Raw genomic sequence first — 24,971 nt, 5'->3', positions numbered from 1 at the left:
TTTAGCCGATCAGGCAGGCTGCGCAACCGCCCGCTGGACCGGTTTCTCCACGATCGGAAGATTGATCAGCGCCGAGAGCACGCCGAACAGGATCGAGAGCCACCAGATCGGCGTGTAGGAACCGAACCGCTCGAACACGATGCCGCCGAGCCAGACGCCGAGGAAGCCGCCGACCTGATGGCTGACGAAGGCGAAGCCATAGAGGGTGGCGAACCAGCGCGTGCCGAACATGATCGCGACCAGCGCCGAGGTCGGCGGCACGGTCGACAGCCAGGTCAGGCCGGAGACCGCGCCGAACGCAATCGCCGAGAACGGCGTGATCGGGAACGAGATGAAGGCAAGCGTCGCAAGCGCGCGGGTGAAATAGATGGTCGAGAGGATGTAGCGCTTGGGCAGTGAGTTCTGGAGATAACCGACGCTCAGCGATCCCATGATGTTGAACAGTCCGATCGCCGCGATCACCCAGCCACCGATTTGCGTGGAGATGCCGTTATCGACCAGGAAGGCCGGCAGATGCACCGTGATGAAGGCAAGCTGGAAGCCGCAGGTGAAGAAGCCGAGCACAAGCAGCACGTAGGAGCGATGGCCGAAGGCTTCCGCGAGCGCTTTGGTGAAGGTCTGCTGGTCCGCAGGCGCCGCGTTTGCGGTGCTTGCGACCGGCGGCGTCGAGAGCGCCAGCGCCAGCGGGATGATCAACAGCATCAGGAAGCCGAACACGGTGAGCGCCTGCTGCCAGCCGAAATTGTCGATCAGGGCCACACCGATGGGTGCGAACAGGAACTGCCCGAACGATCCCGCCGCAGTGCCGGCGCCGAGTGCAAGGCCGCGCTTCTCGGCCGGCAAGAGCTTGGTAAAGGCCGACAGCACCAGATTGAACGAGCAGCCGGCGAGACCGAAGCCGACCATGACGCCAGCGCCGATGTTGAGCGACAACGGCGTCGAGGAATAGCGCATCAGGAGCAAGCCGCCGGCATAGAGCAGAGCGCCGACGCACATCACCCGGAACAGGCCGAAGCGATCGGCGACCGCGCCGGCGACCGGCTGGCCCAGTCCCCACAGCAAATTCTGAAACGCGATCGCGAGGCCGAACACGTCGCGGCCCCAGGCATATTCACGACTCATCGGCTGCACGAAGAAGCCGAGCGCCGAGCGCGGGCCGAAGCCGAGCATCCCGATCGCGCAGCCGCAGAGAATGATGATCGCCGGCGTGCGCCAGGAGGAGGAACGGGAGACCGAACCGAACTCGCCCATCTGTGTCGACATGCTGTTCCTCGTGCGTCGTCGCGGATTCGCAAATGGCAGCCGCGAGCCAGCTCGTTTAATGCATCTGCATGAAAACCCCAAGCCAAAAGCGATTGCATTCCACGAAGAGCTGGCGCGGCAGCATTGCATTTCCTCACGGCCTCAGCCGACGCGCCGAGGGGCCGGACTTGACGCAAATGTGTGCGGCGAGATCTGGCGGCTCCAAACACGACGTGCTATTTGTTATTTGCTCATATCGAGCATATTAAATGGATCCCGGCCTGTCGGCCGGATTTCTCAGGCCCGATATATGCTCATATTGGGTATAAGTGACGTGCACGGAGGCTTCGATGCCGCTAACTGGAATTTACGGCCCCGACGACTTTGCCAGCCGGCCCCAAAGCCAGCTCATCCCCCCGGTACGGACCGAGCAGGCGCGAAGCGGACCTCCGCTGCCGATGCCTTCGCTGGAATGGACGCCGGAGGTCGAGCGAGCCACCGCACCGCTTTACGAGCGCGTGAAACACGTCATCCCGCCGATCGAATGGCCGCTGATGGCCCCGACGATCAAGGCGATCAACGAGCTGAAGCAGGCCCGGGGCGCGGTGATCCTCGCGCACAATTACCAGGCGCCGGAGATCTTCCACTGCGTCGCCGATATCGGCGGTGATTCGCTCCAGCTCGCGGTCGAAGCCACCAGGGTGAAGGCCGGCATCATCGTCCAGTGCGGCGTGCACTTCATGGCGGAAACGTCGAAACTGCTCAATCCAGACAAGACGGTGCTGATTCCTGATACGCGCGCCGGCTGCTCGCTCGCTGCCAGCATCACCGGCGCCGACGTCCGCCTGCTCCGCGACAGATTTCCCGGCGTGCCTGTCGTTGCCTATGTCAACACCTCCGCGGAGGTGAAGGCCGAGGTCGACATCTGCTGCACCTCGTCGAACGCGGTGCAGGTGGTCGAGAGCCTCAGAGCGCCCAGCGTGATCTTCCTGCCCGACCGCTATCTCGCCACCTACGTGGCCTCGAAGACCGACGTGAAGATCATCGCCTGGAAGGGCGCCTGCGAGGTGCACGAGCGTTTCACTGGCGCCGAGCTGCGCAGCTATCGCGAGGCCGATCCCTCCGTACAGATCATCGCCCATCCCGAATGCCCACCGGACGTGCTGGCCGAGGCCGACTTCACCGGCTCGACCGCGCACATGATCAACTGGGTGCGCGAGCGGCGGCCGCGTCGGCTGGTGATGATCACGGAATGCTCGATGGCCGACAATGTCCGCGCCGAGCTGCCCGATGTCGAGATGCTGCGTCCCTGCAATATCTGCCCGCACATGAAGCGCATCACACTCGCCAACATTCTGGAGAGCCTGCTGACGCTTCGCGAGGAAGTGACGATCGATCCCGCACTTGCGGACCGCGCAAGGCGCTCGGTTGAACGGATGATCAATTTAAAGAATTGAGATAAAGCCATGACAAACAACATCAACACGCTCACCCGCTCCGACGACGTCATCATCGTCGGCGGCGGCCTTGCCGGATTGTTCTGCGCGCTCAAGCTCGCGCCGCGGCCCGTGACATTGATCTCGGCTGCGCCGCTCGGACAGGGCGCGTCGTCCGCATGGGCGCAAGGCGGTATCGCCGCGGCCGTGGGTGAAGGCGATACGCCGGAAGCGCACGCCGCGGACACGGTTGCCGTTGGCGGCGGCATCGTCGATCAGGCGGTCGCATTGGAAATCGCGCGCGAGGCAGCACCGCGGATTCACGATCTTCTCGCCTACGGCGTGCCGTTCGACCGCGATCTCGAAGGCAGGCTCGCAGTCGGGCGCGAAGCCGCACACTCGGCGCGGCGCATCGTGCATGTGCGCGGCGACGGCGCGGGCGCAGCCATCATCGCGGCGCTGAGCGACGCCGTGCGGCGCACGCCGTCGATCCGACTGATCGAAGGTTTCGTCGCCGAGGCGCTGTTGACCGAGGACGGCGCCGTCACCGGTCTTCAGTTGCGCGAAGCTGGCGACGCGGCAGCACGCCCGGTCCTCATCGCCGCGCGCACCGTGGTGCTGGCCACGGGCGGCATCGGCCATCTCTATGCCGTCACCACCAATCCGCGCGAGGCCAGCGGATCCGGCCTCGCGATTGCCGCACGCGCGGGCGCGGTCATTGCAGATCCCGAGTTCGTGCAGTTTCACCCGACCGCCATCATGGTCGGCCGCGATCCCGCGCCGCTCGCCACGGAAGCGTTGCGCGGCGAAGGCGCGACACTGATCAACGGCCGTGGCGAGCGTTTCATGGCGGCGCGTCATCCGCTCGCCGAGCTTGCACCGCGCGACATCGTGGCCCGCGGCGTGTTCGCGGAGATCTCGGCCGGGCGCGGCGCCTTCCTCGATGCGCGGCAGGCGCTCGGCGCACGCTTTGTCGACAAATTCCCGACCGTTCATGCGAGCTGCATCGCCGCTGGCATCGATCCCGCCACGCAGGTCATCCCGATCGCACCGGCGTCGCACTACCACATGGGCGGCATCGCGGTGGACGATCGCGGCCGCAGCTCGATCGACGGACTGTGGGCCGGCGGCGAAGTGTCGTCCACCGGCGCGCATGGCGCGAACCGGCTTGCGTCGAATTCGCTGCTGGAGGCCGTGGTCTACGCCGCGCGCATCGCCGACGACATCGCCGGCCGCGCCATTCCCTCGCCCGCCCGCCTTGCGGACGTGGCGACGCCGCGGGACGGCGCGCCGGATGCCGCGGCCGTGAAGCGGCTGCGGATGCTGATGAGCACGCATGTCGGCGTGATCCGCGATGGTGACGGGCTTACGGAAGCAGTTCGCGGCTTCGCCGCGCTCGAACGCGAGGCCACGAGCATTGCGGTGCGCAACATGGCAACGGCAGCCCTGCTCGTGGCCGCGTCGGCCTGGAACCGGCGCGAGAGCCGCGGTGCGCATTTCCGCTCCGACCATTCCGCGGACGTTCCCGCGCTCGCGCAACGCACGATGACGACGCTCGCAGCAGTGCGCGAGATCGCAGATGGCCTGACCGAACGCCCGACACCACGCACCACGCAACCCATGATCGCCTGACGGAGTCTGCCATGATCACCCCGATCTCTGTGCTCTATCCCGACGCCTTCCTTTCCCCGCTCGCGCTCGACGAGGCTGTGCACCGCGCGCTCGATGAGGATCTCGGCCGCGCCGGCGACATCACCTCGCTTGCGACGATTCCCGAGGCAACGAAGGCGCAAGCGATCCTGGTCGCACGGCAATCCGGGGTGATCGCCGGCTTGCCGCTGGCGCTCGCCACTCTGCAAAAGCTTTCGCCGGACATCGAGATACGGGCACATGTTCGCGACGCCGCGCGCATCGCCCGCGGGCAGCAGGTGCTGACGATCTCGGGGCCGGCACGCGCCATCCTCACGGCGGAGCGGACCGCGCTGAATTTCGTCGGCCGCCTGTCGGGCGTCGCGACGCTCACGGCGGACTATGTTGCGCGCACCGAGGGCAGCCGGATGCGGATCTGTTGCACGCGAAAAACCACGCCGGGACTGCGGCCGTTGGAGAAATACGCGGTACGTTGCGGCGGCGGCTTCAATCACCGCTTCGGGCTCGACGACGCGATTCTGATCAAGGACAACCACGTCGCGGTCGCCGGCGGTATCCGCCCCGTGCTGGAGCGCGCCCGCGCCCATGCCGGCCATCTCGTCAAGATCGAGATCGAGGTCGACACGCTGACGCAGTTGCGCGAGGTGCTCGACACCGGCCTTGCCGACGCCGTGCTGCTCGACAACATGGACATTGCGACGCTGCGCGAAGCCGTTGGGATCAACGAGGGACGCCTCAAGCTGGAGGCATCCGGCGGCGTCACCCTGGACTCGATCGCAGCCATCGCGGCGACCGGCGTCGACTACGCTTCAGCCGGCGCGCTGACGCATTCGGCACCGAATTTCGACTGCGCGCTGGATATCGAGGCGTGAGGCGGGTCTTCTCCCTCGCCCCGCTTGCAGGGAGAGGGTTGGGGTGAGGGGGAGCCTCCACAGGGAAGGTGAGAGTTGGACTCGTGGAGAGTCCCCCTCACCCAGATTGCATCTTCGATGCAATCTGACCTCTCCCCGCAAGCGGGGCGAGGTAAAGAACGCCTACCGCCGCTCGGTCGCGCCCATCTCGGCGGAGCTCTTGGCTTCCTGGGTGAGTTCGGCGGACAGCGCGGCGGTCTGCGCCGGGGTGCCCCAGCTCGGCTCCTCGCTGCCGTCGCCCCAGGCGCGTGGGCGATAGAAGGTGTGGACGCCGGTCTTGTACATCTTCTTCATCTCGGCGACCCAGGACGGGCGCACCCAATAGGCGTGGTAGTGCGTGGACTTGCCGACCTCGGGCAGCCAGATCTGGCCGTCGAGCATGGCCTTCGAGATCTTTTTCGCACGCTCCCACATCTCGGGCTCGCGGATCACGTCGGCATTGTTGTCGCAGGCAAAGGTGAACTGGCAGGCGAGATGCCGGTGCTTGTTCTGATAGACGGCGCCGCACACCGTGTCCGGATATTTGCCGGAGAACACGCGGTTCATCACCACCTGCGCAACCGCCATCTGACCGCGCACGGCCTCGCCGCGGGACTCGAAATAGACGGCCTCTGCAAGGCATTTTTCGGACTTCGCGCGCGACTTGTCGTCGAGCGCGAGCCGTTCCGCCGGCGATCTGGCGCGCTGATTGTCGACGTTGACCTCACCCTTCGGCGCGACGCTCTCGCCGCTTTCGATATCCTTCGCAATATCCTCCGACGGCGGCGACAGCGAGGCCGTCACCTTCATTTCGGGGTCGGGCATCACGATCAGCGGCTCCGCACCCGGTTGCCAGCTCTCGATGCTCTCGACATTGCCACCAAGCGAGGAACTGCCGAAGAACAGGTTCGAGGTCTTGACGCGGAACGGATCGCGCGGCGGTGCGGCCGGAATGGTGGCCTGCTTCAGGGCTTCGAGCGGTTGGAGCGCGAGCGAACGCGCAGCGTCGCTGGCTTGTGGCGCATTGGTGTATTGCGGCAGCGGCGGTGCGCGCAGCGCTTCCGCAAGTTCGGGATCGAGCGCGGCCGCGGACTCCGGCGACATCGCCGGTGGCAGCGCGACCGTCTTGGCGCCGAACACCGAGCTGTTCGACGTCGCGGGATCTTCCTGCGTCGGCGCTGCCGTCGGCGCGCCCGCTTCGGGAGCCTGCGTTGGTGTGACCGTTGCGAGCCGATCACCCTTCATAGAGCGATCGACCTTGGGAAAATCGGCGGCCTGGTAGCGCGGCGGCGCCTGCAGCGCCGGATTGCGGCTGATCGCGCCGGTGACGTCGCGGCCATCGAGGCTCGCGAGGCGAACCATCGCGCTCTGCGGAGCCGAAGTGCCGATCGGCCGGGAAAAACTGTAGGTGGCGAGCTGTATGGAGGACGCAGCAGAGAACACCTGCTTCTGCCAACGCTCCGCGACGCCGGGTTGCCGCGCCAGCAGCGAGGCAATGTCCTGATAGCCGGTCTCTCTCGGCATCAATGCGAAGATGCAGAGACCGATGCCGAAGGACGCGAACCGCGCGCCCTTCGGATGGGTACGCAACAAAAACATCGATACGCTCACGCTACGCTTACGCTAGAAAAATCGAGCCGCAGTACATCCGTGCAATTCGATCTTTATCGTGAGTATCTAATTTAGGTTGCCGGGGCGTTAATCGGCGTTGCGCATGCGGCACACGCAAGCAATCGCAGGTGTTTTCACGGAGTGATGATGCACCTTGGTAAATGCGCCCTCACGCGACGGGGTAAACAATTGGTCAACGCGAATGGTGAAGGAACTCTTGCGCGCACGTGTCATTACGGGACGCGCGATGGGTTCCCGGTGTTGCAAACGCGTCATTGCGAGCGCAGCGAAGCAATCCAGACTGCCGCCGGGGTAAGATTCTGGATTGCTTCGCTGCGCTCGCAATGACGGCGTGGAAAGAGCGGTGCGTGAAATGAAAGAGGCGGGGTTTGCCCCGCCTCTTTCGCTCTCAACATTTCAACTCGCCGCTCCGCTTACGCCTGGCTTGCAACCGCTTTGCCAAGCGCGGCTTGCGCGGCGGCGAGGCGGGCGATCGGGACACGGTAGGGCGAGCAGGAGACGTAGTCGAGGCCGATCGCGTGGCAGAAGGCGACGGAGGCAGGATCGCCGCCGTGCTCGCCGCAGATGCCGACCTTGAGCGAGGCGCGCGTCTTGCGGCCCCGTGCGACGCCGATCTTGACGAGCTCGCCGACGCCTTCCTGGTCGAGCGCGACGAAGGGATCGATCGGCAGGATGCCCTTGGACACGTAGGTGCCGAGGAAGCTCGCGGCATCGTCACGGCTGATGCCGTAGGTCGTCTGCGTGAGATCGTTGGTGCCGAACGAGAAGAACTCGGCGCTCTCCGCGATCTCGGCCGCGAGCAGGCAGGCGCGCGGCAGCTCGATCATGGTGCCGACCTGATAGGTCAGCTTGGTGTTGGTGTCGCGCATCACCGCCTTCGCGGTGGAATCGATGCGCGCCTTGACGAGGTCGAGCTCCATCTTGGTGGCGATCAGCGGCACCATCACCTCGAGGCCGACGGCCTTGCCGGTGCGCTTCTCGGCCTCGACCGCCGCTTCGAAGATCGCACGCGCCTGCATCTCGGCGATCTCGGGATAGGCGATCGCGATACGGCAGCCGCGGAAGCCGAGCATCGGATTGAACTCCGACAGCTCGCGCGCGCGGTCGGCCAGGCGCCGCGGGTCGGTGTTCATGGCGCGCGCCACTTCCTCGACCTCGGCATGGGTGTGCGGCAGGAACTCGTGCAGCGGCGGATCAAGCAAGCGGATCGTGACGGGGAGGCCCTTCATGATCTCGAACAGCTCGACGAAGTCGGCGCGCTGCATCGGGAGCAGCTTTGCCAGCGCAGCGCGGCGCGACTGCTCGTCCTCGGAGAGGATCATCTCGCGCACCGTGCGGATGCGCGTCTCCTCGAAGAACATGTGCTCGGTACGGCACAGGCCGATGCCTTCCGCGCCGAACTTGATCGCAGTGTGCGCGTCCTCCGGCGTGTCAGCGTTGACGCGCACGCCGATCTTGCGGACTTGGTCGGCCCATTTCATCAGCGTGCCGAACTCGCCGGACAGCTCGGGCTCGATCATCGGCATGCGGCCGGCGAGCACCTGGCCGAGCGAGCCGTCAATGGTGATGACGTCGCCGGTCTTGAAGGTGCGCGAGCCGATGCTCATGGTGCCGCGGCCGTAATCGACGCGGATGGTGCCGCAGCCGGAGACGCAGGGCTTGCCCATGCCACGCGCGACCACCGCAGCATGCGAGGTCATGCCGCCGCGGGTGGTCAAGATGCCTTCGGCGGCGTGCATGCCGTGGATGTCCTCGGGGCTGGTCTCGATCCGGACCAGAATCACCTTGCGGCCGTCGGCCTGAAGCTTGGCCGCCTCGTCCGAGGAGAACACGATCTCGCCGGAGGCCGCACCCGGCGAGGCCGGCAGGCCGGTCGCGATCACGTCGCGCTTGGCATTGGGGTCGATGGTCGGATGCAGCAGCTGGTCGAGCGAGGCGGGGTCGATCCGCGTCACCGCTTCCTTCTTGGTGATCAGGCCTTCATTGGCGAGCTCGACCGCGATGCGCAGCGCCGCTTTCGCGGTGCGCTTGCCGCCGCGGGTCTGGAGCATCCAGAGCTTGCCCTGCTCGACCGTGAACTCCATGTCCTGCATGTCGCGGTAGTGCTTCTCGAGTAGCGTGTAGATCCGGGTCAGCTCCTTGAAGGCCTCCGGCATCGCCGATTCCATCGACGCCTTGTCGGAGCCCGAGTCCTTGCGCGCTTCCTCGGTGATGTCCTGCGGCGTGCGGATGCCCGCCACCACGTCCTCGCCTTGCGCGTTGATCAGGAACTCGCCGTAGAGCTTGCTCTCGCCGGTCGAAGGATTGCGCGTGAAGGCAACGCCGGTCGCCGAGGTCTCGCCCATGTTGCCGAACACCATGGCCTGCACGTTGACCGCGGTGCCCCAGGATTCCGGAATGTCGTGCAGCCTGCGATAGGTCACCGCGCGGGCGTTCATCCAGGATGAAAACACCGCGCCAATCGCGCCCCAGAGCTGGTCGTGCGGATCCTGCGGAAAATCCTTGCCGGTTTCGCGCGCGACTGCGTCCTTGTACTTGCCGACCAGATCGACCCAGTCGTCGGCGGTGAGATCCGTGTCGAGCGTGTAGCCCTGGCTGTCCTTGAAGGTGTCGAGGATTTCCTCGAAATGATGATGCTCGAAGCCGAGCACCACGTCCGAATACATGGTGATGAAGCGGCGATAGCTGTCATAGGCGAAGCGGCGATCGCCCGACAGTTCCGACAGCGCTTCCACGGTCTCGTCGTTGAGGCCGAGATTGAGCACCGTGTCCATCATGCCCGGCATCGAGGCGCGGCCGCCGGAACGTACGGAGACGAGCAGCGGGTTCCTGGAATCGCCGAAGATCTTGCCGGTCAACTTGCCGACATGGTCGAGCGCCTTCTCAACCTGCGACTTCAATTCTTTCGGATAGGATTTGTCGTGCGCGTAGAAGTAGGTGCAGACCGAGGTCGGGATGGTGAAGCCAGGAGGCACCGGCAGCCCGAGATTGGCCATCTCGGCGAGGTTGGCGCCCTTGCCGCCGAGCAGGTCGCGCATCTCCGCTTTGCCCTCGGCCTTGCCGTCGCCGAACGTGAACACCCACTTGCCGGCCTTGGCCGCAACAGGCGCGGCCTTGCTTGAAGCAGCCTTGCTCGGTGCCGGCTTCACGGCAACCTTCGGCGCAACCGGTTTGGTCGGTGCCTTAGCAACAGCCTTGGAAATCGACTTGGCGGCAGGCTTCACAGCCGGCTTGGCAGCAGCCTTGACGACCGGCTTCACAGCGGCCTTGGCCACGGGCTTCGGGGCGCGCTTGGCAAGTGCCTTGCGGGCCGCCGGCGCGGCTTTCGCCTTGGCGGAGGACTTTGATTTCGCTGGCATTTTCGCTGGAGTTTTCGAGGCGGCTTTGGCCATAGCTTGCACACAACCTGCGAGAGGAATGGGTAATTGCGGGCCTTACACCACTTTGGGCAGGTCCGCGCAAGTCGAAGAGTTCCGTAGAATGAAGGCCTAGAGATGGAGCCACTTCAACAATCCGAGCCCGATCGCACCATTTATGATGAGAAAAATCGCGACGATCAGGTTCAGGAGGCGCGGCATGATCAGGATGAGCACACCCGCAAGCAGCGACAGGATCGGCGAGATATGGGCGACGGTGATGTGCATGAATTTTCTTTCCGTGGGTGGGGGCGAATCGCGGCGGGATCATAGCGGACTGGGTTCCGCGGGTAGAGACGCACTGGGCCCGCGCGAGTTCCCGGCTTCGCGAAAACTGCCCGAAAATGCCGCGAATGCGGCGGCCGTTTTCCGGAACATCGTGAAGACGCATGCATTGGCAACCGGTCGCGCCATTGGCGCTTCCCGAAAACCTTCTCGAAGGAGTTGCCCATGCGGAACAGGATTCTTGCTCTTGCAGCGCTCGCGGCCGCGATCGGCTCGCCCCTTGCGGCGCAGGCGCAAAGCGGCGTCACAGTGGGACGCGCGCCCGTCGTCGTCGACAGCGGCCCGACCATTGCCGTCGAGCAGCGGCCGGCGTTCCGCGACTATGTCGTCGAACAACGCGTGCCGGCTTTCCGCATCCCGGATCGCGTGGTGGTCGGTGCCACCTTACCTGAAAGCGGCGTCACCTATTATGACGTGCCGCAGCGTTTCGGCGCCACCACCTATCGCTACACCGTCGTGAACGGCGAGACTGTGCTGGTCGAGCCGCGCTCGCGGCGCATCGTCGAGGTGATGGACTAGCGTCTTCAGGGATCGACTAGGTGTCCGGCGCGTCACATCAATCAGGCTGACGCGAGCAGTAGAGTCGGACATCAGGCCCCGCCCGGTCCTCCCCCCGCCGGGCGGGGCTTTTTGTGCTTGGTGTGCGGGTGCTCTCGTGTCCCGGACGCGACGCAGCGCGTCCCGTTGCGGCGCGGAGCGGGACCCAGAATCTTTTGCGGCTGCATGGGCCCCGGCTCTGCAGCGCACCGCCAAGAAGCGCTGCGCTGCGTCCGGGGCGCGAGATCAATCCTGGATCTTCGAGAAATCCGCCACCGCACGCGTGGCGCTGCGGATCTCGTTGAGCAATTTCAGGCGGTTCTCGCGGACTTTGGGATTGTCATCGTTGACCATAACATTAGCAAAAAAAGCGTCGACCGAACCGCGCAACTTGGCGATAGGCACCATCGCCGCTTCAAAGTCACCTCGCTCAACGGCCGCAGCCGATTCTCGCTTGGTGAGTTCGATTACGCGCGCAACATCCATCTCAAAAGCAGTCCGGAACAGCTCTGGAGACGGGTGCCCCCCGTAGCTTCTTTTATCCTTTTTCTCTTCAATCGCGAGGAGGTTACTCGCCCGTTTCGTAGCAGCCAGCATGTTCTTGCCGTCGTCGGTTGACAAGAAAAATGCAAGTGCATCGATGCGCCGGATCACCATCAAGAAGTCGTCGCCGTAGAGTCCTCCAAAGGTAAACACTGCATCAACCAGGTCGTGCCGCGCGCCCCTATCTCGGAGATAAAATTTCAGGCGCTCCGCCATGAAGTGAATAAAGCTGAAGTACTCCTTCATTGCTCGGGCACTTCGATATTTTTCATTGATGGTTGGGAGCACTTCAACACGAGATCTGATCTCGTCAGAGAGTTCTGTCGTAGCTATCGATGCAAGCAACTTATCGAAATCACCTTCATCACCGTTGAACGGCGAGACTCGATCAAGCATCGCGCCGATAACCCCAAATAAGAAGGCTACAAAAGGCAGACGAATTGAATTTTCCGAGATGATGCGTATTACACCAAGCGCCGCGCGTCGCAACGCATATGGGTCCTTGCTACCTGTTGGTTTTTCGCCAATCGCCCAGAAGCCCACAAGCGTATCGAGTTTGTCTGCCAGTGCGACCGCGACACTTACGGGATCGGTTGGGACGCGATCACTTGGCCCCTGCGGCTTGTAGTGCTCTTCGCATGCAGCAGCGACCAACGGGTGTTCGCCCTGCGATCGAGCGTAGTATTTTCCCATGAGCCCTTGCAGTTCGGGAAATTCGCCGACCACCTCTGTAAGCAGATCGGCTTTTGCAAGAATGGCAGCTCGCTGAACCAAGCGGATGTAGTCCTCTTCTGTGCGTAAGCCGTCCGCACCGAGGAATCGCTCTCCAAAGAAAGCGTCACGCTGCTGCCATAAGAGGCCAGCAATCACACTGGAAAGATCTTTGATGCGCTCGATGCGCGCAGCCTGCGTGCCCAGCTGCTCGTGGAAGACGATGTCGTCAAATTTCCCCAGCCGATCCTGAAGCTTGGTTTTCCGGTCCGCCTCGTAGAAGAATTTTGCGTCCGACAAGCGCGGGCGGATGACGCGTTCGTTACCGGCGACGATAACCTTGCCGCCGTCGGCCGCCTCGATATTCGCAGTCAGAACGAACTTGTTGGTTAGCTTATCTGTCTTGGGATCCTTGACCACAAAACACTTCTGGTTGTTGCGGATGGTGGCGCGGATCACCTCGTCCGGAATCTCGAGATATTCCTTCTCGAACGAGCCCATCATTACGACTGGCCATTCGACCAGACCCGAAACCTCGTCAAGCAGCACTTGATCCTCGACCAGTTCAAGTCCCTGCGCGAACGTCAACTCTTTGGCGTCCGCGAGGATAATGTCCTTGCGCGTCTGCGGATCAAGAATAACCTTCGCAGCTTTCAGCTTGGCTTCATAGTCTTCGAAGCGACGGACTTGAATTGGCTCCGGGGCCAGAAAACGATGACCGCGCGTCACATTGCCAGCGCGCACCCCACCAACTGTAAACGGAACGATCTCGGGCTCCTCTGTCTCAAGGCCAAATGTCGCAACGATTGAATGCAACGGCCTAACCCACCGCAGCCAGGTATCGACGACTATTTGATCCCCCGATTCCGTGACAATCCTATCTCCGCTCTCGGTGACTAAGAAGGCCACTTCCTTGTTCTGTTCCACGGAGCCCCAACGCATCGATTTAGGCCACGGGAAGGACATAACGACGGTCGAGATAATTTCCGCGAGCACGTCGATGGCATCGCGGCCGGGTTTCTCGATCAGCGCGATGTAGAAGTCGCCCTTCGGGTCGCGCTGGATCTTGGCCTCATCCAGCGACGTCAAACCTGTCGCTTTCAGAAAACCCTGCACGGCCGCGTCGGCCGCACCGATCTTCGGTCCGCGGCGTTCGGTCTTCAGATCAGGCTGGCGCGCAGGGATGCCGTGCACGGTGAGTGCGAGCCGGCGCGGCGTCGCGAACGCCTTCGCGCCTTCGTAGACGAGACCTTCGGCGACGAGCTTGTCGGTGACCATGCGGCGCAGATCGTCGGCCGCCTTGGCCTGCATGCGCGCGGGGATTTCTTCGGAGAACAGTTCAAGCAACAAATCAGGCATCAGGCCGCTCCGCCCGCTTCAGTATGTATCCAGGCCTCGCCGCAAGCCTTTGCCAATTCGCGCACGCGAAGAATGTAGCTCTGCCGCTCCGTCACCGAGATCACGCCGCGCGCGTCGAGCAGGTTGAACACGTGGCTCGCCTTGATGCACTGGTCATAGGCCGGCAGCGACATCAGATGCGCCTCGCGCTTACTATCTTTCCAGCCGGCCTCGAGATATTTCCGGCAAGCGGCTTCCGCCATCTTGAATTGCTCGAACAGCATCGCGGTGTCGGCCACTTCGAAATTGTGCTTCGAATATTCCCGCTCGGCCTGCAGGAAGACGTCGCCATAGGTGACCTTGGCATCACCGTCGCGGCCGTTGAAGTTGAGGTCGTAGACCCGATCGACGCCCTGCACGTACATCGCGAGCCGCTCAAGCCCGTAGGTGAGCTCGCCCGCGACCGGCGCGCATTCGACACCCGCGACCTGCTGGAAATAGGTGAACTGGCTGACTTCCATGCCGTCGCACCAGCACTCCCAGCCGAGGCCCCAGGCGCCCAGCGTCGGGCTCTCCCAATCGTCCTCGACGAAGCGAATGTCGTGCACGGCGGAATCGATCCCGATCGCGGCGAGCGACTTCAGGTACAGCTCCTGAAGGTTCGGCGGCGACGGCTTCATGATCACCTGGAACTGGTAGTAGTGCTGCAGCCGGTTCGGATTCTCGCCGTAGCGACCGTCCTTGGGGCGGCGCGAAGGCTGCACATAGGCCGCATTCCACGGCTTTGGCCCAAGCGCGCGCAGCGTGGTCGCCGGATGGAAGGTACCCGCACCCATTTCCATGTCGTAGGGCTGCAGGATCACGCAGCCCTGCTCGGCCCAGAACCGCTGGAGCGCGAGGATAAAACCCTGGAACGAGCGTTCCGGGCGCATATGGGCGGGCAAGGAGGCGTCCATCGTCAGATCGGGCTCTCGCGGGGGGTTGAATCGCGCGGGACCGTATCGACGGCAGGGGTGGGAATCAAGGTGAAGGGGTTGAATGGCGTCATTCTGGGCGATGCGAAGCATCGAACCCAGAAGAAAGACGCCGGCTAACCCGGCCGATAGGCTCCGGTCACCGGATCCTGTTTCAGCGTCTGGACGGCCCCCCTATGGGCGGCCTCGGCGACGCGTGAGAGGCGCATCTCCTCCAGCTCCTGGTTGATCCTGACAGCGGTCTTGTAGGCCCAGCGGACCACGGCAAGCCCGCCCAGGACGCCCGCGAAAGCGACGAACGGCGGCATCGGTCGATCCTTGTTCACAATGCTCAGCCCCCACGCGCATTCTTGCGCAGACCGGGCCGCACCGCAATTGGCACGGCTTCAAGTCTCCTTGGGGCCAAATGGCGCGGCAGGGCTCCGTCTAGAACCCGAATTTCGCCCAGATCGCGCGCGTCTCGACCGCCGAGATCAGGTCGTCCGGCAGGCCGGCCATTGATTCCAAGGCCGAAAGCTGCCCCGCGCCAGGCGATTTCCGGCCCAAAAGGCCGGAGAGCAGACCGGTCGGCTGGGCAATCACGGGGGTGAGAACCTTCTCGCCATAGCGGGCACGAAGAGTTGAGCGGAGATCGCCGATGCTGTCGGCGAGCCCCAGCGCGATCGAACTCTCGCCGGCCCAGTATTCGCCCGTGAACAGCGTGTCGTCGGAGCCCTTCAACCGCGCACCGCGGCTCTCCTTCACCAGCGCGATGAAGATCTGGTGGATCTCGCGCTGGAGCGCCTTCAGCTTGGCGACGTCGTCGGGGTTTTCAGGAAGGAACGGGTCGAGCATCGCCTTGTGCGCGCCGGCGGTGTAGAGACGCCGCTCGATGCCGAGCCGCTTGATCGCCTCCTGGAAACCAAAGCTGCCGCCGACCACGCCGATCGAACCGAGGATCGAGGACGGATCGCAGATGATCTCGTCGCCGGCGCAGGCGATCATGTAGCCGCCGGAGGCCGCGACGTCCTCGACGAACACCAGCACCGGCAGCTTCTTCTCCGCCGCGAGCTGCTTGATGCGCAGGTAGATCTGGCGCGACTGCACCGGCGAGCCGCCGGGCGAATTGATCACCAGCGCCACCGCCTTGGCGTTGCGCGTCGAAAACGCCCGCTCCAGCACCCGCGAAACGGTCGCGAGTGTCATGCCCGGGCGCAGCGGCGTCACTGCGCCGATCACACCGGACAGCCGCACCACCGGCACCACGGCCGTGCCTGGACGGAAGCGCGCCGGCAGATATTGCATGAGCTTGTCGGCCAGGCCGGAACTCTCACGATCGTTCAATTGTTCGGCCATGCCGTTACCTCTGATTAACCATTTCTTATCACGCGACTGTCATTGGAAGGGCCCGGAACGTGTTTTGCAGAAACCCCGTTGAGAGGCTGCAATGGGCCAGCGGAGAACACCATGAAAATCTATCTGCTGATGCTGCTGATCGGTGCGCTGTTCATGGCGATCCGCCTGACGACTCCGCAAGAGCAGCAGTCGGAATCGCTTCCGCAATAGCTCAGCACGGTTCCACCAGGGGTAGAACCGCCCTTCCCTCCAGAATATCCACCACCTCTTTTTTAGGCACGCGTGACTCCTCGTTGAGGACGAGGCCCGGCAACAATCGTGCCGGGGCCCTCCCGCCCTTGAGCGCGCGAACCAGCACGCGGATCGCGGGCCGCCCGGCTTCACCGTGAACCGGCAGAATCGCGAGACTGCCGAAGCCGCGAGACAGTGCCGCCAAAACCTCCGCGATCCCATCTGCGCGCCAAATCAATGTCAGCGCGCCGTGCGATCGGAGGATGCGCCGCGCCGCATGCACCCAGGCATTCAGCGTCTCATCCGTCGCCACATGCGCGATCTGGCGCGCCTGATCGGGCGAGCCGCGATGGCGAGCAGGATCGTTGAAGGGCGGGTTCATCAGCACCACGTCGACGCTGTCGGGCGCGAGCCCGCCGGCCGCGAAGGCCTGCGCGTCCGCGGTGATGTCGAGCACGATCGTCTCGGCGGCAATCGCATTCGCTGCCGCATTGGCGCGCGCAAGCTCCGCCAGCTCGGGATCGATCTCGACCAGGCCGAGCCTGATCCCGGCAACGCGCCGCGCTAACGCAAGCCCGGCCGTGCCAATGCCGGCGCCGAGATCGACGACGCGGTCGCCCGCCCTCGCCTCCGTCGCCGCCGCGAGCAGAATGGCGTCGTGCCCCGCGCGATGGCCGGACCGCTTCTGCTTCAGCCGCAATTGCCCGCCGAGAAAGGCGTCCTCGGTGAGGTCTGCCAGGGCTTCACTCATCGCCGCGCAGTTCGTGGCTGAGGCCGGCCTCGGTCAGAAGCTGCCGGGCCTCAATGGCGTCGTCCTCGTGGACCAGGATCCGCCGCGGCAAAATGCCGAGCGAGCCCTCGATGATGCTCATGTTCTGGTCCAGCACCAGATGATGGATGTTGGCGCCGTCGAGCAGCGCGCCAATCGCCGACACCAGCACCATATCGTTGGTCCGAACCAGTTCTCGCAAAACACAGGCCTCCTGCCTGACGGGGATTAAGCGCCAAATGTCAATGGTTCCACGGCCCTTGCCGCATCCCCGTCCAGTTTCTATTGTCTTTCCATCAGAATAGCCCTTCCGGGGCAAATATTGGAGACCGGCGTGGCCGTCATCGTACCTTTCGAAACTCCCGGCGCGTCGATCGAAGAGCTGGTTGCCCTTGTCGCCGGTGACATGGAGCGCGTCAACGCCACGATCCTGTCGCGGACCGGTTCGGACGTGACCATGATCCCGGAGGTCGCCAACCATTTGATCTCCTCCGGGGGTAAGCGCCTGCGCCCGATGCTGACACTGGCCATGGCCAACCTCGCCGGTTACACCGGCGACGGCCATATCAAGCTCGCAGCCAGCGTCGAGTTCATGCATACTGCGACCCTCCTCCATGACGACGTCGTCGACGAGAGCGAGATGCGCCGCGGCAAGCTGTCGGCGCGCATGCTCTGGGGCAATGAGGCGAGCGTGCTGGTCGGCGACTTCCTGCTCGGCCAGGCCTTCCGCATGATGGTCGAGGTCGGCTCGCTCCGTGCGCTCGATATTCTCTCCGCGGCCGCAGCGACCATCGCCGAGGGCGAGGTGATGCAGCTTGCCGCCGCCAAGAACACCGCGACCACCGAGGACGAATATCTCGCCGTGATCCGCGGCAAGACCGCCGAGCTGTTCGCGGCCGCCTGCGAGGTCGGGCCCGTGATCGCCAACCGTCCGAAGGCGGAGCAGACCGCCTGCCGTTCGGTCGGCATGAATCTCGGCATCGCTTTCCAGCTCGTCGACGACGTGCTCGACTATGGCGGCAAGAGCGCCAAGCTCGGCAAGAACACCGGCGACGATTTCCGCGAGGGCAAGATCACGCTGCCCGTCGTGCTCGCCTTCCGCCGCGGCAACGACACCGAGCGCGCCTTCTGGATCCGCGCGCTCGAGCGCGGCGAGATCGGCGACACCGACCTCGACCACGCCATCGGGTTGATGAACAAGCATCGTGCGCTCGAAGACACCCGCAGCCGCGCCCAGCACTACGGCGCCATGGCGGTGGACGCGCTGGCGCTGTTCCCGTCCTCGCCGATGAAGAGCGCGCTGGAGCAGGTCGTGGCGTTCTGTCTGGCACGGTCGCATTAGCTACTTGCATCCTTAGCGCTTGCTGGTAGCCACACCCTCAGTGTCGTCCCGGCGAAGGCCGGGACCCATACCGCGTGATCTGTCGGTCTTCGCGCGGTGTTCATACCGCGCGAAGGCATCTTCACTACCAGTGTTCGCCAAACTACTCCCTGTGGTTATGGGTCCCGGCCTTCGCCGGGACGACGGTGGGGAAGCAGTGTGCGCACCGCATCAACATCGTCATTGCGAGCGCAGCGAAGCAATCCAGAATCCCTCCGCGGCGACAGTCTGGATTGCTTCGCTGCGCTCGCAATGACGGGGCAAGATGCGCGCGAGTGCGGTCCTCCAACTCGCATTCAGACTCGTAGTCACGATTCTCGCCATCGTGTGGCAAGCCGTTGCCAACCTCCTGAAGTCGCCCACTGACTTGCATTTTGCAAGTTACATCCCTACCTTCCCCTCATGCAGCCCAAATCCCCCTCCATCCAGGAATGTCCGGTCGGCCGCGCCGTGGAGACGGTCGGCGAATGGTGGAGCATTTTGATCCTGCGAGATGCGTTCCAGGGCGCAACGAAGTTCGACGAGTTTTCGCAAAGCCTCGGGATCGCGCCGAACATCCTGTCGCGGCGGTTGGCCCATCTCACCGAAAGCGGCATGTTCGTTCGCCGCCGCTATCACGAACGGCCGCCGCGCTACGAATATGTGCTGACGGACAAGGCCCGGGACTTCTTCCCCGTGGTCGCAACTCTGCTCGCGTGGGGCAACAAGCATCTCGCACCGAAGGGCGAAGCCATCCTGCTCGCGAACCGCTCCGATCGTCGTCCATTCAATCCGGTCGTGGTCGATGCCGCCGACATGCAGCCGATCACGCTCACCAATGCGGTCATCATCGCCGGTCCCCGCGCCAGCCGCCTCATGCGTAAACGGCTGACCTCGCTCAAAGCCATGAACCCGGCCGTCGCGCCGGCTGGAGACTGACATGCGTCGTATCGTCGTGACGGGAATGGGCGCGGTGTCGCCGCTTGGCTGCGGTGTCGAGCTGTCCTGGCGCCGGCTGCTGGCCGGCCAAAGCGGGCTGCGCCCGCTGCCGGAATGGTCGCAGGCGCTGCCCGCACGCATTGCCGGCCTCGTGCCCGACAAGGCCGATGACGCCGACGGCGGCTTCGATCCCGCCCAGGCCGCCGCGCCGAAAGACCAGCGCAAGATGGACCGCTTCATCCTGTTCGCGCTGCTCGCCACCGCAGAAGCGGTGGCGCAGGCCGGCTGGACGCCGCAGGACGCGGCGGCGCAGGAACGAACCGCAACGATCATCGCCTCCGGCGTCGGCGGCTTTCCGGCGATGGCGGAAGCGGTGCGCATCACCGAACAACGCGGCCCGCGCCGGCTGTCGCCGTTCACGATCCCCTCCTTCCTCGCCAACCTCGCGGCCGGCCACGTCTCGATCAAATACGGCTACAAGGGAGCGCTGGGCACACCGGTCACGGCGTGCGCCGCCGGCGTTCAGGCGATCGGCGATGCAGCGCGCATGATCCGCGCGGGCGAGGCCGATGTGGCGATCTGCGGCGGCGCGGAAGCCTGCATCGACATCGTCAGCCTCGGCGGCTTTGCTGCGGCCCGCGCACTGTCGAGCGGGTTCAATGACGCGCGCGCCTCGCGCCCGTTCGATCGCGATCGCGACGGTTTTGTCATGGGCGAAGGTGCCGGCATCCTGGTGATCGAGGAGCTGGAGCATGCCTTGGCGCGCGGCGCGACGCCGATCGCGGAGATCGTCGGATACGGCACGACCGCCGACGCCTATCACATGACGTCGGGACCGCCCGACGGCGACGGCGCCCGGCGCGCCATGGAGATCGCGCTCCGGCAGGCCAAGCTTGCGCCTGCGGATTTACAGCACCTGAACGCGCATGCGACGTCGACGCCGGCCGGCGACGAGAGTGAACTCGGCGCGATTGCCGCGCTGTTCGGTCGTCACCGCGGCATCGCCGTGAGCGCAACCAAGTCGGCCACCGGCCATCTGCTCGGTGCCGCCGGCGGCTTGGAAGCGATCTTCACCGTGCTCGCCCTGCGCGACCAGATCGCACCGCCGACGCTTAATCTCGAAAACCCCGATCCCGCCGCTGACGGCATCGACATCGTCGCCGGTGCGGCGCGCCCGATGCCGATGCAGCACGCGATCTCGAACGGGTTCGGCTTCGGCGGGGTGAATGCCAGCGTGATCTTCCGCCGGATGGGCTAAACGCAAGCCTTGCAGAACGACGGGCCTTGCAATCGCGGCAAGCATCGCTACCAAAGCAGGATGATCAACACGAATTTCTGGCTGTTCCTGGCCGCTGCTTGTCTCATCGCCGCCGTTCCCGGCCCCGGCATTTTCTACGTGGCGGCACGGACCTTGTCGGAAGGGCGCGCCAGCGGCTTTGCATCGACCGCGGGCACCGCGCTCGGCGGTCTGGTTCATGTGGTCGCGGGCAGCCTCGGCATCTCCGCGATCATCCTTGCCAGCGCCGAGCTGTTTGCCGCCGTGAAATTTGTCGGCGCACTCTATCTGGTCTGGCTCGGCATCAGGACTTTTCGCAGCGCCAGCCGCGCGCTGTCATTCGACAGCGAGCCCGTCGGCGACAAGCGCGCCTTTCGCGACGGCGTGCTGGTCGAGGCGCTGAACCCGAAGACCGCCGCATTCTTCCTCGCCTTTATTCCGCAGTTCCTCGACCCGGCGGGATCGAACCCGACGCTGCAATTCATCATGCTGGGTGCAATTTCGGTGACGCTGAACACGCTCGCCGATATCGTTGTGGTGCTGATGGCCTCCGCGACACGCACGCAGTTGATCGGAAGGCCGCATCTGATGCGACGTCTCACCCAGGGCTCCGGCGTCTTCATCGCGGGGCTCGGCCTGTCGCTCGCACTGGCGCGGCGGCCCGCGAATGGATAGCTCCACCATGCTCGCCCCGCAAAGCCGCACTTTCGAGTCTCACGGCCTGCGGCTGCACTATGCCGATTGGGGCAACGATGGCGCGCCCGTCGCCATCCTGGTCCATGGCGGGCGCGATCATTGCCGGAGCTGGGACGTCATCGCCCGGTCGCTACAGCCGCATTTTCACGTGCTCGCACCCGACCTGCGCGGTCACGGCGATTCCGACTGGACCAAAGGCGGCAGCTACGCGCTGACGGAGTATGTGTACGATCTCGCCCAGCTCGTCCGTGCCATAGCGGCCCCTCAAGTCACTCTCGTCGGCCATTCCATGGGCGGCATGGTCAGCCTGATCTTTACGGGGGCATTCCCCGAACAGGTCTCGAAGCTGGTCGTGCTCGACGGCGTGACGATGTTGCCGGATACACCAAAACCGCCGGTGCATGAGCGGATCGGCAAATGGGTCGGTCAGCTCGACAAGCTGCACGACCGCGCACCGCGCCGCTATCCGACCCTCGAAGACGCCGCGGCGCAGATGGTGCTTCACAACAAGCGGCTGTCCCGCGACCTCGCGCTGCATCTCGCCACCCACGGCGCGCGGCAGAACGAGGACGGCACCTATAGCTGGAAGTTCGATCCCTACCAGCGCGCCTCTGCGCCGCACCGGCTCTGGCCGGACGATCACATCGCGCTGTGGTCGCGCATCACCTGCCCGACGCTGCTCTTGAATGCCGGCGAAAGTTTTCTGGCTGGCGCGAGGGCCGCGGGCCTGGAGCGCTACTTTCCGCAGGCGCGCGTCGAGACCATCGCCGGCGCCGGACACTGGCTGCAACATGACAAGCCGCAAGAGGTGTTGGGCGAAATCCGGCGGTTTCTCGGACTGGCGGAGGAAAGCGGCGGCTAGCTCAACTGCCGTAGCCCGGATGGAGCGTAGCGTAATCCGGGACCGCCGCAGCCGAACCATCCCGGATTGCGCTTCGCTCCATCCGGGCTACCGGCACCGTCGTCGGCGAAATACCTAGCTCAGCGTTCCCGCGTGCACCCACCAGCCGGAATGATCCCTGCGGATCTTCTCGGCGGCGGCATGCGCCTCGGCAAATGCGCCATAGATCGCAAAACACGTTGCACCCGAGCCGGACATGCGGGCGAGCTTGACGCCGGCGGAGCCACGCAAGGCTTCCAGCACGTCACCAATCACCGGCTCGATGCGCATCGCAGGCGCTTCGAGATCGTTGGCGACGGTCTCGAGCGTGTCGACCCAATCGGCAATGGAGGCGCCCTCGCCCGGCCAGGCCGGACCGTCGAAGACGGAGGTGGCGCCGACCAGGAGTTCGCCGTTGCGCAGGCCCAGCGCCTGGAACACATCCTTGGTCGCGACCGGCACGCGAGGATTGACCATCACGCAGGGCATGCTCGGCAACGCGAGCGGCAGCAGCTGTTCGCCGACACCGGTCATGTCACAGGCGCGCGAGAACAGACACACCGGCACGTCGGCGCCGGTCGCAAGCGCAACCTTCTGCAGCCGCGGATCTTCGAGCGAAAGATCGTTGAGACGCGCCAGCAACCGCAGCGCCGCCGCGGCGTCGGCCGAGCCGCCGCCGATGCCGGCAGCGACAGGGAGCACCTTGTCGAGCGCGAAGGCGCCCAGCTTCAGGTTCGGGACGGCTTCGGCCAGGAGCTTGGCCGCCTTGAACACGAGGTTGTCGGCCATATCGCCGCAGGCCGCCGCAAGCGGCCCCGTCGTGGTGAGCTTCAGCTCGCCGCCGGGCTCCAGCGTGAGCCGGTCGGCGCAGTCGGCAAAGGCGACCACGCTTTCGAGATCATGATAGCCGTCGGCACGACGGCCGACCACGCGAAGGCTCAGATTGACCTTCGCGCGCCCTTCTTCAATCAACGCCGGCATTGACGACACGCCCCCAACTTCAACTCGCTCAGCCGCCCTTGCCGTCGTCCTTCTTCTTCTCCTTCTCCGCCTGCGCAGCCGAGGAGTTCGAATTGTCGTCGGTCATACCGTTTGCAATCTTGGCCTCGATCTTCGGAAGCTCATCCGCTTCGGGCTTGAGATCGCGGGCGTGCGCCCACTGGAACTTGGCTTCCAGCGTGCGGCCGACGCGCCAGTAGGCGTCGCCGAGGTGATCGTTGATGGTGGGATCCTCGGGCTTGAGGTCGATGGCGCGCTCGAGGTTCTTCACCGCGTCCTCGTAATTGCCGATGCGATAATAGGCCCAGCCAAGGGAGTCGACGATGTAGCCGTCGTCCGGGCGCTGCTCGACGGCCCGCTTGATCATCTTCATGCCTTCGTCGAGATTGATGCCCTGGTCGATCCAGGAATAGCCGAGATAGTTGAGAACGTGCGGCTGGTCGGGCTGCAGCTCGAGTGCCTTCTTCATGTCGGCTTCGGCCTTGCCCCACTGCTTGGAGCGCTCCTCGCAGATGCCGCGATAATAATACCAGACGCTGTTGGCCTTGTCGTTGCCGGCCGGCAGCACGTCGACGCCTTGCGAATAGGTCGCGCCGCATTCGCCGAACTTCTTGCGGCCGCGCTCGATGTTGCCCAGCGCCATGATGGCTTCGAGATCCTTGGAATCCTCGGTGGTGACCCCCTTGAGGATCTTGATCGCCTCGTCGGTGCGGTCGGCGGAATCCAGATCGATGGCGAGCTGAATCTGGGCGTTGCGCTTGAGCGGCGAGGACGCCGGCACCCGCTCATAGACCTTGATCGCCATCTGCGGTCGCTTCACCGATTCATAGAGATCGGCGAGCGACAGCAGCGCCAGGGGATGGGTGGGCTGGAGGTAGAGCGAGAGCTGGAGATAGACCAACGCCAGATCCTCGCCGCCGCGGCGGGTCAGTGTGGCGCCGATGCCGTAGAGTGCTTCGGCGGCGCCGGCTTGCGCGCTATCGACCAGCGGCGGCATCTTCTTGCCGGCCTTGGTGTCGCGCAACCCTTCCACGATCAGCGGATGGCGGGCGAGCTTCTTGTCGAAAGCCTGGTAGACGGTGGTCGCGGCGGCCGAGTCCTTGTTACGCGAAAGCCAGCGCGCATAGGCCTCGGTGACGCGCAGCATGGAATCGTCGAGCTTGTAGGCACGTTCGAACCGATTGCCCGCGTCCTTCTCCTTGCCGGCGAGCTCGAGGATCATGCCGGCATGGAGATCCTTGAACAGCGGATACCATTCCGGACCGGCCAGCTTGTCGATGGTGGCGACACCGCCCTTGGCATCGCCCGCACCATAGGCGGCCCAGCCCGACAGCAGCGTGGCGACGAGATCGGTGATCGGACCGCGGATCGACTGGTTGATGTTGGTCTGCGCGGTCGCGTACTTCTTGAACTTGAGATCGTGCACGCCGACGACGAGGCGCGCAACGCGGTTGGTCTTGTCGATGGTCAGGATGCGCTCGGCGAGCTTGACGGCTTCGTCGATGTCACCGTCGGCGACCGAAGAGATGAAGGCGCGGTCGAGCAGCTCGTTGTTCTTGGGATCGGTGCGCAGGGCCGAGCGATAGAACGCGGCGGCGGAGGCCGCATCGCGCTCGACGCTGGCGTGGCGGGCGGCGAGATAGCTGCCGGAAGTGGTCAGCGCCTTCAGATCGTTTCGGGTCGGAAACTGCGCCGCCGTGTCGGACGGATGGTCGGGCGTCTGCGCCAGGACCGCGCCGGGGACCGTCGCGATCGCTGTGCCCATGAGGGCGATGGCGGCAACAGTCCAGCGGTTGAAACGATTTGAAAACATCAGGGCTCGCCTTGAGTTG

The 24,971-nt window shown here is 64.5% G+C and carries 21 protein-coding genes; 9 read left to right on the top strand and 12 right to left on the bottom strand.

The window, feature by feature from the left end; all coding sequences use genetic code 11:
• Window positions 1–9: 9 nt before the first annotated feature.
• The gene (locus AC0L3U_RS20010; protein WP_473362905.1) at window positions 10–1,263 is read right to left on the bottom strand and encodes an MFS transporter; all 1,254 of its coding nucleotides are present in this window, start codon (window positions 1,261–1,263) and stop codon (window positions 10–12) included.
• A 329-nt stretch (window positions 1,264–1,592) separates the two neighbouring features.
• Between AC0L3U_RS20010 and nadA the strand changes: the two genes are divergently transcribed.
• The 3 genes from nadA to nadC are packed head-to-tail and all read left to right on the top strand — an operon-like array spanning window position 1,593 to window position 5,200.
• Window positions 1,593–2,699, top strand: coding sequence for a quinolinate synthase NadA (gene nadA / locus AC0L3U_RS20005; RefSeq protein WP_473362904.1), 1,107 nt, complete (start codon window positions 1,593–1,595; stop codon window positions 2,697–2,699).
• Between the two features lie 9 nt (window positions 2,700–2,708).
• Window positions 2,709–4,310, top strand: a complete 1,602-nt coding sequence (locus AC0L3U_RS20000) for an L-aspartate oxidase (protein WP_473362903.1) — start codon at window positions 2,709–2,711, stop codon at window positions 4,308–4,310.
• Window positions 4,311–4,321: 11 nt separating this feature from the next.
• On the top strand, window positions 4,322–5,200 hold the full coding sequence (gene nadC / locus AC0L3U_RS19995) for a carboxylating nicotinate-nucleotide diphosphorylase (RefSeq protein ID WP_473362902.1): 879 nt from the start codon (window positions 4,322–4,324) through the stop codon (window positions 5,198–5,200).
• A 162-nt stretch (window positions 5,201–5,362) separates the two neighbouring features.
• Here nadC and AC0L3U_RS19990 read toward each other — a convergent pair whose 3' ends face one another.
• The 3 genes from AC0L3U_RS19990 to AC0L3U_RS19980 form a co-directional block, all read right to left on the bottom strand.
• Window positions 5,363–6,817 carry a cell wall hydrolase gene (locus tag AC0L3U_RS19990; RefSeq protein ID WP_473362901.1) on the bottom strand — a complete coding sequence of 485 codons (1,455 nt, stop codon included), beginning with the start codon at window positions 6,815–6,817 and terminating at the stop codon, window positions 5,363–5,365.
• A gap of 446 nt (window positions 6,818–7,263) precedes the next feature.
• Window positions 7,264–10,242 carry a pyruvate, phosphate dikinase gene (gene ppdK / locus AC0L3U_RS19985; protein WP_473362900.1) on the bottom strand — a complete coding sequence of 993 codons (2,979 nt, stop codon included), beginning with the start codon at window positions 10,240–10,242 and terminating at the stop codon, window positions 7,264–7,266.
• Window positions 10,243–10,338: 96 nt separating this feature from the next.
• Window positions 10,339–10,494, bottom strand: a complete 156-nt coding sequence (locus AC0L3U_RS19980; RefSeq protein WP_007594951.1) for a DUF3096 domain-containing protein — start codon at window positions 10,492–10,494, stop codon at window positions 10,339–10,341.
• Window positions 10,495–10,716: 222 nt separating this feature from the next.
• Here AC0L3U_RS19980 and AC0L3U_RS19975 point away from each other — a divergent pair, with 222 nt between their 5' ends.
• On the top strand, window positions 10,717–11,070 hold the full coding sequence (locus AC0L3U_RS19975; RefSeq protein ID WP_027568617.1) for a DUF1236 domain-containing protein: 354 nt from the start codon (window positions 10,717–10,719) through the stop codon (window positions 11,068–11,070).
• A 264-nt stretch (window positions 11,071–11,334) separates the two neighbouring features.
• Here AC0L3U_RS19975 and glyS read toward each other — a convergent pair whose 3' ends face one another.
• The 6 genes from glyS to AC0L3U_RS19945 all read right to left on the bottom strand — a co-directional run bounded on the left by glyS (window position 11,335) and on the right by AC0L3U_RS19945 (window position 17,191).
• The gene (gene glyS / locus AC0L3U_RS19970; protein ID WP_473362899.1) at window positions 11,335–13,701 is read right to left on the bottom strand and encodes a glycine--tRNA ligase subunit beta; all 2,367 of its coding nucleotides are present in this window, start codon (window positions 13,699–13,701) and stop codon (window positions 11,335–11,337) included.
• A complete protein-coding gene (locus tag AC0L3U_RS19965) occupies window positions 13,701–14,636 on the bottom strand; it encodes a glycine--tRNA ligase subunit alpha (protein WP_473362898.1) in 936 nt (311 codons plus the stop codon). The genes glyS and AC0L3U_RS19965 overlap by 1 nt, the downstream gene beginning before the upstream one ends.
• Before the next feature lie 134 nt (window positions 14,637–14,770).
• Entirely contained in the window at window positions 14,771–14,962 is a 192-nt protein-coding gene (locus AC0L3U_RS19960) for a hypothetical protein (RefSeq protein ID WP_007607173.1), read from the bottom strand.
• A gap of 118 nt (window positions 14,963–15,080) precedes the next feature.
• Window positions 15,081–15,989, bottom strand: a complete 909-nt coding sequence (locus tag AC0L3U_RS19955) for a S49 family peptidase (protein WP_473362897.1) — start codon at window positions 15,987–15,989, stop codon at window positions 15,081–15,083.
• A gap of 211 nt (window positions 15,990–16,200) precedes the next feature.
• Complete coding sequence (locus AC0L3U_RS19950) at window positions 16,201–16,971, bottom strand: tRNA1(Val) (adenine(37)-N6)-methyltransferase (protein ID WP_473362896.1); 771 nt, start codon at window positions 16,969–16,971, stop codon at window positions 16,201–16,203.
• Window positions 16,964–17,191: a putative signal transducing protein gene (locus tag AC0L3U_RS19945; RefSeq protein ID WP_007607161.1), complete on the bottom strand. Its 228-nt coding sequence runs from the start codon at window positions 17,189–17,191 to the stop codon at window positions 16,964–16,966. Before AC0L3U_RS19945 ends, AC0L3U_RS19950 begins: the two co-directional genes overlap by 8 nt.
• A 132-nt stretch (window positions 17,192–17,323) precedes the next feature.
• On the opposite strand from AC0L3U_RS19945, the gene AC0L3U_RS19940 reads away from it, so the two are divergent.
• The 5 genes from AC0L3U_RS19940 to AC0L3U_RS19920 all read left to right on the top strand — a co-directional run bounded on the left by AC0L3U_RS19940 (window position 17,324) and on the right by AC0L3U_RS19920 (window position 22,122).
• Entirely contained in the window at window positions 17,324–18,331 is a 1,008-nt protein-coding gene (locus tag AC0L3U_RS19940) for a polyprenyl synthetase family protein (RefSeq protein ID WP_007594965.1), read from the top strand.
• Between the two features lie 441 nt (window positions 18,332–18,772).
• Complete coding sequence (locus AC0L3U_RS19935; protein ID WP_456765567.1) at window positions 18,773–19,288, top strand: winged helix-turn-helix transcriptional regulator; 516 nt, start codon at window positions 18,773–18,775, stop codon at window positions 19,286–19,288.
• 1 nt (window position 19,289) lies between these two features.
• Entirely contained in the window at window positions 19,290–20,546 is a 1,257-nt protein-coding gene (gene fabF / locus AC0L3U_RS19930; RefSeq protein WP_473294473.1) for a beta-ketoacyl-ACP synthase II, read from the top strand.
• A 60-nt stretch (window positions 20,547–20,606) separates the two neighbouring features.
• Window positions 20,607–21,239, top strand: coding sequence for a LysE family translocator (locus tag AC0L3U_RS19925; protein ID WP_473362895.1), 633 nt, complete (start codon window positions 20,607–20,609; stop codon window positions 21,237–21,239).
• Between the two features lie 7 nt (window positions 21,240–21,246).
• On the top strand, window positions 21,247–22,122 hold the full coding sequence (locus tag AC0L3U_RS19920; RefSeq protein WP_473362894.1) for an alpha/beta fold hydrolase: 876 nt from the start codon (window positions 21,247–21,249) through the stop codon (window positions 22,120–22,122).
• A gap of 114 nt (window positions 22,123–22,236) precedes the next feature.
• On the opposite strand, the gene AC0L3U_RS19915 is transcribed toward AC0L3U_RS19920, so the two are convergent.
• Window positions 22,237–23,121, bottom strand: a complete 885-nt coding sequence (locus tag AC0L3U_RS19915) for a 4-(cytidine 5'-diphospho)-2-C-methyl-D-erythritol kinase (RefSeq protein ID WP_473362893.1) — start codon at window positions 23,119–23,121, stop codon at window positions 22,237–22,239.
• A 28-nt stretch (window positions 23,122–23,149) separates the two neighbouring features.
• Window positions 23,150–24,952: a tetratricopeptide repeat protein gene (locus AC0L3U_RS19910; protein ID WP_473362892.1), complete on the bottom strand. Its 1,803-nt coding sequence runs from the start codon at window positions 24,950–24,952 to the stop codon at window positions 23,150–23,152.
• Between the last annotated feature and the right edge of the window lie 19 nt (window positions 24,953–24,971).

Source organism: Bradyrhizobium sp. Kon69, from assembly GCF_055807515.1.
The sequence above is the reverse complement of the archived record's forward strand: the minus strand, read 5'-3'. Positions and strand labels throughout refer to the sequence as shown.

What these genes read in the sequence shown, in the direction of transcription:
- AC0L3U_RS20010 (WP_473362905.1), bottom strand. Translation starts at nt 1,263, where the DNA reads ATGTCGACACAGATGGGCGAGTTCGGTTCGGTCTCCCGTTCCTCCTCC.
- nadA (WP_473362904.1), top strand. Translation starts at nt 1,593, where the DNA reads ATGCCGCTAACTGGAATTTACGGCCCCGACGACTTTGCCAGCCGGCCC.
- AC0L3U_RS20000 (WP_473362903.1), top strand. Translation starts at nt 2,709, where the DNA reads ATGACAAACAACATCAACACGCTCACCCGCTCCGACGACGTCATCATC.
- nadC (WP_473362902.1), top strand. Translation starts at nt 4,322, where the DNA reads ATGATCACCCCGATCTCTGTGCTCTATCCCGACGCCTTCCTTTCCCCG.
- AC0L3U_RS19990 (WP_473362901.1), bottom strand. Translation starts at nt 6,817, where the DNA reads ATGTTTTTGTTGCGTACCCATCCGAAGGGCGCGCGGTTCGCGTCCTTC.
- ppdK (WP_473362900.1), bottom strand. Translation starts at nt 10,242, where the DNA reads ATGGCCAAAGCCGCCTCGAAAACTCCAGCGAAAATGCCAGCGAAATCA.
- AC0L3U_RS19980 (WP_007594951.1), bottom strand. Translation starts at nt 10,494, where the DNA reads ATGCACATCACCGTCGCCCATATCTCGCCGATCCTGTCGCTGCTTGCG.
- AC0L3U_RS19975 (WP_027568617.1), top strand. Translation starts at nt 10,717, where the DNA reads ATGCGGAACAGGATTCTTGCTCTTGCAGCGCTCGCGGCCGCGATCGGC.
- glyS (WP_473362899.1), bottom strand. Translation starts at nt 13,701, where the DNA reads ATGCCTGATTTGTTGCTTGAACTGTTCTCCGAAGAAATCCCCGCGCGC.
- AC0L3U_RS19965 (WP_473362898.1), bottom strand. Translation starts at nt 14,636, where the DNA reads ATGGACGCCTCCTTGCCCGCCCATATGCGCCCGGAACGCTCGTTCCAG.
- AC0L3U_RS19960 (WP_007607173.1), bottom strand. Translation starts at nt 14,962, where the DNA reads ATGCCGCCGTTCGTCGCTTTCGCGGGCGTCCTGGGCGGGCTTGCCGTG.
- AC0L3U_RS19955 (WP_473362897.1), bottom strand. Translation starts at nt 15,989, where the DNA reads ATGGCCGAACAATTGAACGATCGTGAGAGTTCCGGCCTGGCCGACAAG.
- AC0L3U_RS19950 (WP_473362896.1), bottom strand. Translation starts at nt 16,971, where the DNA reads ATGAGTGAAGCCCTGGCAGACCTCACCGAGGACGCCTTTCTCGGCGGG.
- AC0L3U_RS19935 (WP_456765567.1), top strand. Translation starts at nt 18,773, where the DNA reads ATGCAGCCCAAATCCCCCTCCATCCAGGAATGTCCGGTCGGCCGCGCC.
- fabF (WP_473294473.1), top strand. Translation starts at nt 19,290, where the DNA reads ATGCGTCGTATCGTCGTGACGGGAATGGGCGCGGTGTCGCCGCTTGGC.
- AC0L3U_RS19925 (WP_473362895.1), top strand. Translation starts at nt 20,607, where the DNA reads ATGATCAACACGAATTTCTGGCTGTTCCTGGCCGCTGCTTGTCTCATC.
- AC0L3U_RS19920 (WP_473362894.1), top strand. Translation starts at nt 21,247, where the DNA reads ATGCTCGCCCCGCAAAGCCGCACTTTCGAGTCTCACGGCCTGCGGCTG.
- AC0L3U_RS19915 (WP_473362893.1), bottom strand. Translation starts at nt 23,121, where the DNA reads ATGCCGGCGTTGATTGAAGAAGGGCGCGCGAAGGTCAATCTGAGCCTT.
- AC0L3U_RS19910 (WP_473362892.1), bottom strand. Translation starts at nt 24,952, where the DNA reads ATGTTTTCAAATCGTTTCAACCGCTGGACTGTTGCCGCCATCGCCCTC.